Below are 12,948 nucleotides of genomic sequence, written 5' to 3'. Positions count from 1 at the left end.
TACACGCTTGCCACAAGTACGGCATATCGTGACGTAATGTCTGACCTCCGTTATCAATGGCTTTAGTTCAGGCAACGAGATTATCTGTGTGATGTAATCCAGTTCGGTATCACATCCATCCAGTGAATCTCCGCATTCATCACACATGCCGGGTTTCTCATCCACTATATTGTCGACAGAGTCGTTCAATTCGAGGGTGTTTCCTTCATGGCCTGGCTGACCTCCGGGTTTCCTGCCTGACGGTTTACACAGGGACTTTGTACGACGGACAATCTCGTCTCTCATCTGCTCTTTTGACGGAGGTGTGCTGCTGTTGCCGGAGTTCTTCGGGGGCTCCTCATATTTTGAAAGGCGTTTGCGAAGTTCCTCAAGTTCTTTATCCTTCTTTTTGAGCATCCGCTCAAGAGATTGAATTTTCCTGAGTTGAGCCTGTCCGTTCCGGTTAATCTGACATATTGTCGCATGCTGAGAGTCGATGGTTTTCTGCATCGACTCAATCTGGGCGGATAATCCGCGCAGCACTTCTGTTATGTCATTAACCGGCTGTTTCACAGATACAAAGATACAAAACTTATTTGACTTTACCAAATAAAATTGCAGCTAATTACTATAAAATCAGCAGGTTGAATTTACTTATAATGGTGATGTCTATTCCACATTATCGCCTTAGCGTGTCCGCTGAATAGTTACTTATGAATAAATATTTGTTTAAAATAAGTTAATATTATTCAAAATTCTTACAAATAGACAATAGTGTGGTATTATTTTAGCAAAACATGATACTTATTTGTCTATTTTGGGCCGTTGAGTAAGCTAAATATGACCAATTAGACATAAACCAAACGGGAAGATGATATCACATCGTCTTCCCGCTTAGATAATAAACCAATCATTATCACATTTCTTGCAATGGAAAAAGTAATTTTGCTATGTATTATTAAAACGTGGGTCATCTGAAATAGTTCATGGCCGCGCGAAAAAATTTCAAAAAAATATTTATCTTTGCATTTGGCTATGCCTCGGCCAAGGGTCACGGAGTGGCGTTAACGTTATTTTAGTCACCCGGGCAAACATATTGCCCGCCCGATGCATTATCTTTGCATTACCCAATGACAGGAATCAAATAAAAAACAATATATATTATGGCAAAAAAAGAAACTTCCGCCAAAGGCGCGCGTGAGAAAGACTCCGACCCCGCCAAGGCCAAACTCAGTGCCTTGGCTCAGGCCATGGGCAATATCGAGAAAAACTTTGGCCGCGGTGCCATCATGAAACTCGGTGACGAGCAGATCGAGGATGTCGACGTGATACCTTCCGGCTCTATCGGTCTCAACTACGCGCTCGGTGTGGGCGGTTATCCGCGCGGACGCATCATCGAGATTTACGGTCCCGAATCGTCAGGTAAGACCACTCTCGCCATCCATGCCATAGCCGAGGCGCAGAAAAACGGCGGCATCGCTGCCATCATCGACGCCGAGCATGCCTTTGACCGCTTCTATGCCGAGAAACTTGGTGTTGACGTCAACAACCTTCTCATCTCGCAGCCCGACAACGGTGAGCAGGCCCTCGAGATTGCCGAGCAGCTCATACGCTCGTCGGCCATCGACATCCTTGTGGTCGACTCGGTGGCAGCACTTACCCCCAAGAGCGAGATTGACGGTGACATGGGCGACAAGAACGTGGGTGTTCAGGCCCGACTCATGTCACAGGCCATGCGTAAGCTCACTGCCACCATCTCGCGCACCAACACATGCTGCATTTTCATCAACCAGTTGCGTGAGAAAATCGGTGTGATGTTCGGCCCCTCCGAGACTACGACTGGCGGTAACGCGCTCAAGTTTTATGCATCCGTGCGTATTGACATACGCCCCTCCACATCCATCAAGGACGGCGATGACGTGCTCGGCCGACTCACCAAGGTAAAGGTGGTGAAAAACAAGGTGGCTCCCCCCTTCAAGCGTGCCGAGTTTGACGTCATGTTTGGCGAAGGCATCTCGCGTAGCGGCGAAATCATTGACCTGGGCGTAGAGCACGGTATCATTCAGAAGAGCGGCTCATGGTTCAGCTACAACGGCTCAAAGATTGCACAGGGTCGCGACCAGGCCAAGCGCATGCTTCAGGACAACCCCGAACTGGCTGCCGAACTCGAAGAAAAAATCATGGAGGCACTCCGCGCCACTGCCCCCGGCAAGAAAGGCAAGGCTGACAAGAAGGAGGCCGACAGCAACAAGGAATCCAATGCTCCCGCCTCGACCGAGCCCGAAGGCTCACAGGCCGAGCTGGACCTCGACACCCTCCCCGATGACTTCTCAATCGAAGAGGATCTGTAATTCTTATAGTTGAAGAAGTAATAAGTTAAAAAAGTCAAGATAATAGTTGAGGTGATATTGTCCTCCACACTATTATCTTGACTTTTTTAACTTATTACTTTTTTAACTGTAGAGAGTTGACTATCTGAGGATAATGCTTGACGAGTGCGGCGAGCTGTACGTTATCCTGTCCGGCTATGACATTGTAGGTATGCAGGGCCAGCGACTGACGATAGTGAAACGACCTCAGCAGACGGTCGTCGGAGGGATTGGTCTCATTGACAGGATAGACCGGGGTGCCGGCCAGCACTTCCATGACCTTAAACCACAGGTCGTCGGCCTTGGGCGCGAGGCGGCTCATAAGCTGTCGGTCCGCCACATCGGGATGCATACATCTGGGCGGGTAGAGCACTCCGCCTACACCCATAGCCATCGGTTGCATGAGCGGCTCCTCGGTCAGATATAGGTCATCGGCCTGGTCATATACGAGCCTCAGACCGTCGCCGTCGGCAATGATGCGGTCGATGCGGCCTGCACACACGGCCTTGGGAAAACGGCGATGGGCGGTGACCAGACGGTCTATCATGTCGATGTCATAAAGCATGTCGTCGTCAACGGTGATTATCACATCGTCGGGAAAAGCCTCCAGAGCCGGCAGGAGTTTGGTAGCCGGTCCGCAGTCATCGGTGAAGCGTATCTCCAGTCCGCGACGTTGCAGGCGTCGCAGTGAGGCGGGAATGAGTTGGGGAGTAGTCTCAAGTTCGCGTCCGAGCCACAGTATGATACGGTTGGGCAGCAGGGTCTGCTCCATGATGCTCTCGATGGAGCGGGCCGCGTCGCGCAGACGAGGGCCGAATGTGGTGAGCGATACTATCACTTCGCAGTCAGGCAGGTGGCGGTCGGTAGTCGTGCCCGGCTCGCGACACATCACGATATTCTGATCAAGCAGATGCTCGCGGATGCGTGTATTCAGCTTGAGGCTCTCGCGACGAAGTCCGACGTCGGTGGCCAAGGAGAGCAACAGCTTCTTGAAGTTGCTGATAAGATTGGTCATTAGGTTAATATGTCATTATGGAAGGTTGGACGATATGTCATGTCTGATTGGGGGTGTGGCAAAGATAACAACTTTATGCGTGAGCCACAAAATTGTGGGCCTAAAATTTTATGGTTAGCGGAATTAGTACTAAATTTGCACTTTGGAATGGCCATCTGTCCGCGCCGCTCCCATTTTACCACCGAAGAAAAAATTAAGAACACAATGGCAAATAAGATTCACGAAGAAGAAACACGTACCTCGATCGACGAGGTCAACGACACCCTCACCGGCCTCGGTGAAAAGGTGCAGAACAATTCCAAGGCACTGATGTATGCTTGCGTAGCTGTCGCAGTAGTAGTGACAGCCGTACTCGTATATGTCTACGGCATACGTCAGCCGGGCATCAAGGCCGCCAACGAGGCTCTCGGCCAGGCCGACATGGAGCTGCTCATGGGCAACGACAGCATCGCTCTCGCAAAGTATCAGCAGGTGGCAGCCGACCACGGTTATGACGCAGGCGACCTCGCAGGTCTCAACGCCGCAATCCTTCTCTACAAGAACGGCAAATATCAGGAAGCCATCAGCTATCTCTCCGGCTACTCGGCCAATGAGTCGATAATCGGTGCCGGAGCCAAGAGCCTTGAGGGTGACTGCTACGTCAATCTCGAAGACTACTCTCATGCTCTCGACTGCTTCAAGAAGGCCGTAAGCCTCTCTGACGACAATCCCGCCTACACACCAGCTTTCATGCTCAAGGAAGCTACAGTGCTCCACGAGATGAAAGACTACAATGCCGAAATCAAGGTCTATGAGGAAATCCTCAAGGAATATCCCAACTACGGCATGCAGATGGGCATCGACATCGAGAAATATCTCGAGCGTGCCAAAGCCATGGCCAACTAAGATGTGAATTACCCGACTGACGGGTAAAGAGATACCGAAAAAATACAGAGTCCAGGACGCGACACCGCGTCCTGGACTCTGTATTTTTTCGGTATCCTCTCTTCAGGATTTCCTATCGTCTGGCACGGATGGAGAGGAGCCGGTGGCCTATGCGGCAGTAGAGACAACTGTGGGTCTCGCAATAGCGGCGGCGCAGTTGTATGAGAGCCTGTGACGTAAAGGCGTCGCGCGACGCTATGCCCGCCGCAGCAAACAGACTCACTATGCGGTTGGACTCCGACGGCAGCAGCGCGAGCCATTCAAAAGCCCTCTGTGTCATAGCCTCGTCGCCATGTCTGGTGCCATAGGCTACGAGCAGCGGTATGGCCACATTTATCACCAGCACTATGGCCGAAGAGCGGCTCATGGCGGCCGACGAGCGTTCGCCCGGCGCGCCAAAGGTGAAACGCTGCGCCCAATAGCCCGTGAGAGGTGTGCGGAGCAGTTCGATAACCTCCTCGGGCTCCTTGGCCTTGAGTATGCGGCTGACGATGCGGAAGTCGTTGGCGATAAAAGCGGCCAGTGTGGCTATGCGCCGGTGGGGAAGATTCTGAGGGCGCGTGCGTCCCATCTTCCAGCCGGCCGACTGTAACGGTCGCAGCGAGAATTTATGTGCGAGAAACTCATACTCCCGCGCCAGACGCTCGGTGTAGGAGTCGGGATGACCATGCGGGATGAGCGAAGCCTGGCCGAAGAGCAGAGCCTCGACGGCAGTGAGCGAGTCGCTGTGTTTGCGCAGAAACGGCAGCGGCATCGAGCGCGCGAGCCGTTGCATGGGTTCGGAGTTGACGCTGAATCCCAGTGCGCGGGCCAATATGATGTAGGTGGCCTGTTCCCAGTCGCCCGACAGCGAGTCGAGTATTTCGGTGAAAGCGTCGGCCTTGGCATAGACGCGCTCATAGGCGAGAGCCGTGAGCCATCCGTTGATGTGGAGCGGGGCTATCTCTGACAGCTCCCCGGCGCATGGCAGGTCTATGTCGGAGCGGCCGACAAGCATGCTGTAACGCTCGTGAAACTGTGGCGAGCAGTGCATGGTCATCTGCGGTATCGTCTCGCCGTTGCGGCGCGCGACGGGTGAATCGTCGCTGTCGACCACATGGAGCACCACCGAGTCATAGGCCGGATCATTATGGTGGCCGTGGCGGTGCCAGTCGCTGGCGCGCACATGCATCTCCACGTCGCCGGCCCACAGGTCATCGCCTATCCTGACTTTCGCGTTGAAGAAGTCGGGGCCGGCATCGGTGTTGTGTCGGCCGGGGTCGATGACGGTGACCCGTCGTCCGTCCACGGTGACCATATCGTCATGAGTGATAAGACGATATTGCCACACATAGTGCATTAGACGCTCCATGTCGGTGAGGGGAGATTGGGTGGATAAATTTTTTTTACACTTTGCGGTTGAAGTCAATCATCTTGATTGCAGTCTCGGCGGCTTCTGAGCCTTTGTTGCCGAGGCGTCCGCCGGCACGGTCGAGGGCCTGCTGCTCTTCGAGCACTGTGAGCACTCCGAATATCACGGGGATGTCACACTCGGCGTTGAGATGTGTCACGCCTTGTGTCACGCTTGAGCATACGTAGTCAAAGTGCGGGGTGTCGCCCTTGATTACGCATCCTATCACGATGATGGCGTCATAGTCGCCGTTTTCGATGAGTTTTGAGGCTGCAAAGGTGAGCTCGACGGCTCCCGGCACGGTGAATACGTCGACATCTTCGCGTCGGAATCCGTTGTTTTTAAGTGTTTCGACTGCGCCTTCGGCCAGCGGTCCTGTGATGTGGCTGTTCCATTCGGCGGCTACAATGGCTATACGGGCTTCTTCAAGCTTGGGAAGTGCGGTGGTGGGTGAGAATGTAGACATATTCTTTACTTGCCCTTCGGGCAAAGGTTATAAGGTTATGAGGTTATAAGGTTAATTTGGGTGGGGCTAATGGGGCTAATGGGCCGGAGAGGTAAAAGGCCGGAGAGGAAAAACGGTCAGAGAATCAAAAGGCTCAAGGCTGTTAACCCATAACCTTATAACCTCATAACCTTTGGCCGCAGGCCAAGCCCCCTTTGCCCGTAGGGCAACTATCTTGGGAAAATTTTGTGCCAGAGGCTGAGGATGTCGAGCGAGCGGCTTTTGGCCCGGTAGAGCGAGTCGACTATGCGGCGGTGCTCCTCGAGAGCATTGATTTTGGTGGCCTTGTGGAGCATAGTGTTGAGCAGGTGCACGCCCTTGTCGCGCATGGCGTTGACATGGAGCATTGACTCGCCCAGCGATATGGAGAGGCAGAGCTGGCGGAGCGTGAATTCCGGCTCGAGACGTGTGAGATATTTCAGCGCGCGCGAATAATATTGCAGAGCCTCACGGTGACGGCCCATGCGTGCGAGCGTGTCGCCCTCGTCGGTGAGAGAGTCGACCAGACGTGTCGCCGCATCCTCCACTCCGGCGTTGACCATCTGGAGATAGGCCGAAGTCGCGGCCTGATAGTGGGCGAGGAGCTCGGCCTGCTTCACACGGTTGCGGTAGACTGAGGTTGCGCCGTTGAGCGACATCATGTGGGCCGGTGCATAGCGGTCGGGGTCGGTCTTGGCCAGACGTTCGAAAATCTTGATTGACTTTTCCATCTCGCGCTCGGCCTGTTTGTACTCACGTCGTTCGCTGTGGAGAAAGGCTATGTCGTAGAGCAGACATCCGAGCACCTGGAGATAGGCCTGGTCTTTGCGGCGGGGCTGCTGTGCGAGCAGGTTGAGCGCACCGGCTGCCGAGACGGCAGCGTGGTCCATGTCGGCCATCTCGATGTAGAGGGCTGTGAGTATCTGCATGATTGCAGCGTGAAGGTCGAGTGTAAGGCCTTCGGCGGGCGAGGGGAGTGCGGTGATGCAGTCGGTTATGGCGGTGAGTGTCTCGACTGCTTTATCGGTCTCGCCGTGGGCCACCATCTCGGCACCGTAGATGCGCAGGTAGTCATATGCGGTGTTGAAGTCGGCTTCCTGTAAAGCCGCGAGCGTGTCGGCGGCTCCGCGGCTGCGCTTGACGCGCTTTTGCAGCGGGGCAATGTCGGCCGTGGGGGGCAGGAATACTGATTCGATTGAGAGGGGCTTCATCGGGAGTGATTTTTTGGGGGGATTAAATTTTTTCCGAGAGTATCGAGTGGGCTGTCTCGTTGGCCTTGGCCATGATGTCGTCGGGGTCGGTGACGCCTTCGGTGAGGGCGCGCACGGCTCCGGCTATGGCTGCGGAAGTCCAGTGGAAACGGTCGTCGGCCGTGGGGTGACACTTGAGTGTCCATGACGAGTCGCCGTCAAAAAACTGCATGCCCATCGCCGCATAGTCGAGTACGAGACAGCGGCGGCAGTAAAACAGCATGTGGGCGCGGAATGCATCGGCCGGAGTCTCGCCCGGGAAGAGGGCCGCGATGTCGTCGACGGAGGCTATGATGAGTGATGCCTGCTCAAGACACTCCCACACTTCGGGCATGACGCGTGTGATGCGCGGCACGAGGTTGAGGTCAAAGTAGGGGAGATAGACAGTCTCGGCCTTGCGGGCGCGGGCGTGGCTCACCAGTTCCATGACCGACTTGTGGTTGCGCTTGTCGATGGCCATGTAGGAGCCGTAGACCATGACGTCGCCCTCGTTGACACGGGGCCACACGGGATTGACCGGCTCGCCGGGATAGGCGGCGTGGAGCACGGCTCGGCTGTCGTCATACGGGCTTGTCGCGGATGCAATCCTGACGGGGCTCGCCCCTTCGGTGAAACGGTCGATCGCCGAGGTGTCGACGTGTGAGCGGCCGAGGGTGTTGACTATATGGTCGCCCACAGTGTCGGCCGAGGCTTCGCCTACAAACATGGTGTCGATACCCATCCGGGCATCAAGCATTGCGGCGGCCACGGCGCGGTCGCCTACGCGTGTGGTGGCGTTGCCGTCGGGCGCGAGCGAGACGTTGAGCGTCAGTTCACCGATATAGATTGCTTTGTTCATATGAGGTGGTTTTAGAAACCTGTTTCTTTGCGTGACTTGTGGCCGAGATAGCCTCCGTGGTGACGTTTGGCATACTCTTCGGTGGTGAAGTCTATGAGACGCGTGACGTTGACCACGAGTATGTCGCCGATGACGGTCATGACTGTGGTCGAGGTGGTGGGAGTCAGTCCGAGCGGACACACTTCGGGCGCACCACCTGTCAAGAGTGTAACGTCCGTGAGGCGGGTTAGTTCACTCTCGGGATTGCCGGTGATGCCGATGAGCGGTATGCCGGGATAGAGGTTCTTGGCCAGGGTGACGAGTTCGAGCACTTCGCGTGTGCGTCCCGAGTTGGAGATGAGCAGCATCACGTCGTTTGGCTGGAGCACGCCGAGGTCGCCGTGCTGGGCCTCGCTGGGGTGGAGGTTGACAGCCGGGGTGCCGGTCGAGGAGAATGTGGTGGCGATGTTCATGGCTATCTGTCCGGCCTTGCCCATTCCGGCGGTGACGAGTTTGCCCCCGCGGCGGTGTACATGTTCGATTATCAGCTCTACGGCGCGGTCATAGTCGGGCGTGTAGGGGATGGAAAGAAGAGCCCGGGCTTCGCGCTGTAATATGTCGTGCATCGACTCCTGAATGGTCATGATAGTTGAGGTTGGTTGATTAGATTACAAAAGTAGGTAATTTTTTTTTGCAAATCAAGGGATAGCGGGCGAGGTTGCAATAAAAGGGGCCGAGCCATAATATGGCCCGGCCCCGGTAGGCGTGTCGTATATAAGTCTAAACTTTAAACTCTATACTTTGTAAACTTTCAATTAAGCCTCAGGCTCTACACCCCACTGCTGCTTGGAGAGGCGGAGGTAGTTGTTGTAACGCCACTGGGCGTTGGCCTTGGCTGCTGCGAAGAGCTCGGCTGCTTCGGCGGGATACTGTTTCATTACTGATGCGTAACGTACCTCACCCTTGAGGAAGTCCTCAAACTTATCCCAGTCGGGAGTCTTCGAGTCGAGAGTGAAGGGGTTCTTGCCTTCGTCCTCGAGAGCGGGGTTGTAACGCCAGAGGTGCCAGTAGCCACACTCAACGGCTGCCTTCTGTTCTTCCTGAGCGTGGCCCATGCCTGTGCGGATGCCGTGGTTGATACAGGGAGCGTAGGCGATGATGATCGAGGGACCGTCATAAGCCTCAGCCTCGCGGATGGCCTTGAGGGTCTGAGCGTTGTCGGCACCCATGGCGATCTGTGCCACGTATACGTAACCGTAGGTCGAGGCGATGAGGCCGAGGTCCTTCTTGCGTACACGCTTGCCGGCAGCGGCAAACTTGGCGATTGCGCCCACGGGGGTAGCCTTGGAGGCCTGACCGCCGGTGTTGGAGTAAACCTCGGTGTCGACTACGAGTACGTTGACGTTCTTGCCCGAAGCGAGTACGTGGTCGAGACCGCCGAAGCCGATGTCATATGCGGCACCGTCGCCGGCGATGATCCACTGCGAACGGTTGGCGATGTGCTCCTTGACGGAGAGGATGCCCTTGCATACGTCACATCCGCAAGCCTCGCAGAGAGGTACGATCTTCTCGGCTACTTCCTTGGTGGCGGCAACGTCGTTGCGGTTGTCGAGCCACTGCTGGGCGAGAGCCTTGATGTCAGAGCTGCACTTGTCACACTCGAGAGCGGCCTGCATGTAGGCGGCTACGCGCATCTGGAGCTTCTCGTGTGCGATGCTCATGCCGAGACCAAACTCTGCGAAGTCCTCGAAGAGCGAGTTGGCCCATGCCACACCTTCGCCCTTGGCGTTCTTGGTGTAGGGGGTAGATGGTACGGAGCCGGAGTAGATTGACGAGCAACCGGTAGCGTTGGCTACGATTTCGTGGTCGCCGAAGAGCTGCGAGATGAGCTTGACATAGGGAGTCTCACCGCAACCCGAGCATGCGCCGGAGAACTCAAAGAGCGGAGTAGCGAACTGAGAGTTCTTGACGGTCGACTTGATGTCGACGAGGTGCTGCTTGGAAGCGACCTTGGCCACGCAGTAATCCCACTCTTTCTGAACGTCGAGCTGAGTCTCGAGGGGCTTCATGGAGAGAGCCTTCACGCCCTTCTTGCCGGGACATACAGCCACACAGTTGTTACAGCCGAGACAGTCGAGCACGTCTACGCTCTGGAGGAAGCGCATGCCGGTGAACTGCTTGCCGATGGCGGGGATTGTAGCGTCTTCGCCGAAGGGAGCGGCTGCCATTTCGTCGGCGTCGAGCACGAAGGGACGGATGGCGGCGTGAGGACATACATAGGCGCAGAAGTTACACTGGATACAGTTCTCCTCGAGCCATTCGGGCACGAAGGCTGCAACGCCACGCTTCTCATAAGCTGCGGTGCCCTGTTCCCAGGTGCCGTCCTCGCGGCCTACGAAGTCGCTGACTTTGAGGAGGTCGCCGTCCTGAGCGTTGATGGGACGTACGATGTTGTTGATAAATTCGGGATCGTTGTTGGCAGCGGGGGCCTCGGGCTGGAGGTTGCTCCATGCAGCGTCGACGGGGAGCTGCTTGTACTCGCCGCCGCGGTCAACGGCTGCGTAGTTCTTGTCAACGACGTCCTGACCCTTCTTGCCGTAGCTCTTGACGATGAACTTCTTCATCTGCTCTACGGCGAGGTCTACGGGGATTACCTCGGTGATGCGGAAGAACGCGCTCTGGAGAATGGTGTTGGTGCGGTTGCCGAGACCGATCTCCTGGGCAATCTTGGTAGCGTTGATATAGTATACCTTGATGTCGTTGTCAGCAAAGTATTTCTTGAGCTTGTTGGGGAGGTTCTTGGCCAGCTCTTCGCCTTCCCAGATGGTGTTGAGAAGGAATGTGCCGCCCTTGCGCAGACCGCGGGTGACGTCATACATGTGGAGGTAGGCCTGAACGTGACATGCCACGAAGTTGGGGGTGGTCACGAGATAGGTCGAACGGATGGGGTCGTCACCGAAGCGGAGGTGTGAGCAGGTGAAGCCGCCCGACTTCTTGGAGTCGTAAGCGAAGTAAGCCTGGCAATATTTGTTGGTGTTGTCACCGATGATCTTCACGGAGTTCTTGTTGGCACCTACAGTACCGTCGGCACCGAGACCGTAGAACTTAGCCTCGAAAGTGCTCTCGCCGCCGAGTGCGATCTCTTCCTTCGGGGGAAGTGAGGTGAAGGTAACGTCATCGATGATGCCGAGGGTGAAGTGATCCTTGGGAGTGGGGAGAGCGAGGTTCTCGAACACTGCGATGATCTGGGCGGGAGTGGTGTCCTTGGAAGCGAGACCGTAGCGGCCGCCGACGATAAGGGGAGCGTTCTCCTGACCGTAGAAGCAGTCACGCACGTCGAGATAGAGGGGCTCGCCGTTTGCGCCGGGCTCCTTGGTGCGGTCGAGCACTGCGATGCGCTTGGCAGTCTTGGGCACTGCAGCGAGGAAGTGCTTGGCCGAGAAGGGACGGTAGAGGTGTACCGACACGAGACCTACCTTCTCGCCGTTGGCTACGAGGTGGTCGATGGCTTCCTGAGCGGCCTGGGTCACTGAACCCATGGCGATGATTACGCGCTCGGCGTCCTCGGCTCCGTAGTAGTTGAAGAGGTGATATTCACGACCGGTGATGCGGGTGATTTCCTTCATGTAGTCCTCTACGATTTCGGGGACACGGTTGTAGTATTCGTTGCAAGCCTCGCGGTGCTGGAAGAATACGTCACCGTTCTCGGCCATACCGCGTGCTACGGGGTTGGCGGGGTTGAGGGCACGTGCGCGGAAGTCGGCGAGAGCCTGCTGGTCCACCAGGGGAGCGAGGTCGTCCTGGTCCATGGCCTCGATCTTCTGGATTTCGTGCGATGTGCGGAAACCGTCAAAGAAGTTGAGGAAGGGCACACGGCTCTTGAGGGTGGCGAGGTGGGCTACACCTGCGAGGTCCATAACCTCCTGTACGGAGCCTTCGGCCAGCATGGCGAAGCCTGTCTGGCGGCATGACATCACGTCCTGGTGGTCACCGAAGATTGAGAGGGCGTGGCTGGCGAGTGTACGGGCCGATACGTGGAACACGCAGGGGAGTAACTCACCGGCAATCTTGTACATATTGGGAATCATCAGGAGGAGACCCTGCGATGCGGTGTAGGTAGTGGTGAGTGCACCGGCCTGGAGTGAGCCGTGTACGGCACCGGCTGCACCACCTTCGCTCTGCATTTCCTGCACGAGAACGGTCTCTCCGAAGATGTTTTTGCGGCCTGCTGCTGCCCATTCGTCAACGTATTCAGCCATGGTCGACGACGGGGTGATGGGGTAAATGGCTGCTACTTCCGAGAACATGTAGCTCACGTGGGCGGCTGCCTGGTTGCCATCACAAGTCAAGAATTTTTTTTCTTTGCTCATAGTGATATTATAGAAATAATGTATTGTTTTTCTGTACTGTCAGTGAGGTATTAGCATTTGGTTGACGCGGAGTTGATTCCGTGCCTGCTCCGGCTGGGAATACCCCGCGCAAAGGTACGAAAATAATCTATATCTGCAAAAAAAAGCCAAGTGATTAACCGGGATTAACCCGACCCCGTGTGGATTTAAGGTGATTTAAGATATAGAGAGGGTGTTGCAGAACTCCTCTGATTAAAGCCTCTGAGAATTGAATATTTTAGAATAATCTGGAATTTTTCGAGATTAGTTCGTATATTCGATTCTCAGGAAGTTGAAAACCGGGCATACACTAAAAAAACAGCGAAAATCGG

9 protein-coding genes and 1 pseudogene are annotated in these 12,948 nt (G+C 55.4%); 2 read left to right on the top strand and 8 right to left on the bottom strand.

Translation table 11 applies throughout. The features are described from left to right. Positions 1-552, bottom strand: a pseudogene (locus tag QGT73_RS15430) (DUF6444 domain-containing protein); the annotation flags it as partial. A gap of 590 nt (positions 553-1,142) precedes the next feature. On the opposite strand from QGT73_RS15430, the gene recA reads away from it, so the two are divergent. Next, positions 1,143-2,330, top strand: coding sequence for a recombinase RecA (gene recA / locus QGT73_RS15425; protein ID WP_280123021.1), 1,188 nt, complete (start codon positions 1,143-1,145; stop codon positions 2,328-2,330). 94 nt (positions 2,331-2,424) lie between these two features. Here the strand turns inward: recA and QGT73_RS15420 are convergent, their stop codons facing one another. Beyond that, a complete protein-coding gene (locus tag QGT73_RS15420; protein ID WP_280123020.1) occupies positions 2,425-3,363 on the bottom strand; it encodes a glycosyltransferase in 939 nt (312 codons plus the stop codon). Between the two features lie 204 nt (positions 3,364-3,567). Between QGT73_RS15420 and QGT73_RS15415 the strand changes: the two genes are divergently transcribed. Further along, positions 3,568-4,248 carry a tetratricopeptide repeat protein gene (locus tag QGT73_RS15415; RefSeq protein ID WP_280123019.1) on the top strand — a complete coding sequence of 227 codons (681 nt, stop codon included), beginning with the start codon at positions 3,568-3,570 and terminating at the stop codon, positions 4,246-4,248. Between the two features lie 112 nt (positions 4,249-4,360). Here QGT73_RS15415 and QGT73_RS15410 read toward each other — a convergent pair whose 3' ends face one another. The 6 genes from QGT73_RS15410 to nifJ form a co-directional block, all read right to left on the bottom strand. Next, a complete protein-coding gene (locus tag QGT73_RS15410; protein WP_280123018.1) occupies positions 4,361-5,638 on the bottom strand; it encodes a DUF2851 family protein in 1,278 nt (425 codons plus the stop codon). A 34-nt stretch (positions 5,639-5,672) separates the two neighbouring features. Then, positions 5,673-6,143 (bottom strand): 6,7-dimethyl-8-ribityllumazine synthase, encoded by a 471-nt coding sequence (ribH, locus tag QGT73_RS15405; RefSeq protein ID WP_123617647.1) that lies wholly within the window; start codon positions 6,141-6,143, stop codon positions 5,673-5,675. 209 nt (positions 6,144-6,352) lie between these two features. Next, positions 6,353-7,372, bottom strand: a complete 1,020-nt coding sequence (locus tag QGT73_RS15400; protein WP_280123017.1) for a tetratricopeptide repeat protein — start codon at positions 7,370-7,372, stop codon at positions 6,353-6,355. A gap of 22 nt (positions 7,373-7,394) precedes the next feature. Next, positions 7,395-8,249, bottom strand: a complete 855-nt coding sequence (locus QGT73_RS15395; RefSeq protein ID WP_280123016.1) for a PfkB family carbohydrate kinase — start codon at positions 8,247-8,249, stop codon at positions 7,395-7,397. 11 nt (positions 8,250-8,260) lie between these two features. Then, the gene (locus tag QGT73_RS15390; protein WP_123617666.1) at positions 8,261-8,866 is read right to left on the bottom strand and encodes an SIS domain-containing protein; all 606 of its coding nucleotides are present in this window, start codon (positions 8,864-8,866) and stop codon (positions 8,261-8,263) included. A 177-nt stretch (positions 8,867-9,043) separates the two neighbouring features. Then, positions 9,044-12,535 carry a pyruvate:ferredoxin (flavodoxin) oxidoreductase gene (nifJ, locus tag QGT73_RS15385; RefSeq protein WP_425278413.1) on the bottom strand — a complete coding sequence of 1,164 codons (3,492 nt, stop codon included), beginning with the start codon at positions 12,533-12,535 and terminating at the stop codon, positions 9,044-9,046. Positions 12,536-12,948: the final 413 nt, after the last annotated feature.

The organism is Duncaniella muricolitica (genome assembly GCF_910574735.1).
Taxonomy (GTDB): domain Bacteria; phylum Bacteroidota; class Bacteroidia; order Bacteroidales; family Muribaculaceae; genus Duncaniella; species Duncaniella muricolitica.
Note: the sequence above shows the minus strand (reverse complement) of the source record. Positions and strands in the feature narration are given on the sequence as shown.

Coding starts and splice junctions, on each gene's coding strand:
- QGT73_RS15400 (WP_280123017.1), bottom strand. CDS start 7,372: ATGAAGCCCCTCTCAATCGAATCAGTATTCCTGCCCCCCACGGCCGAC.
- QGT73_RS15410 (WP_280123018.1), bottom strand. CDS start 5,638: ATGGAGCGTCTAATGCACTATGTGTGGCAATATCGTCTTATCACTCAT.
- QGT73_RS15395 (WP_280123016.1), bottom strand. CDS start 8,249: ATGAACAAAGCAATCTATATCGGTGAACTGACGCTCAACGTCTCGCTC.
- QGT73_RS15415 (WP_280123019.1), top strand. CDS start 3,568: ATGGCAAATAAGATTCACGAAGAAGAAACACGTACCTCGATCGACGAG.
- QGT73_RS15420 (WP_280123020.1), bottom strand. CDS start 3,363: ATGACCAATCTTATCAGCAACTTCAAGAAGCTGTTGCTCTCCTTGGCC.
- nifJ (WP_425278413.1), bottom strand. CDS start 12,535: ATGTTCTCGGAAGTAGCAGCCATTTACCCCATCACCCCGTCGTCGACC.
- ribH (WP_123617647.1), bottom strand. CDS start 6,143: ATGTCTACATTCTCACCCACCACCGCACTTCCCAAGCTTGAAGAAGCC.
- recA (WP_280123021.1), top strand. CDS start 1,143: ATGGCAAAAAAAGAAACTTCCGCCAAAGGCGCGCGTGAGAAAGACTCC.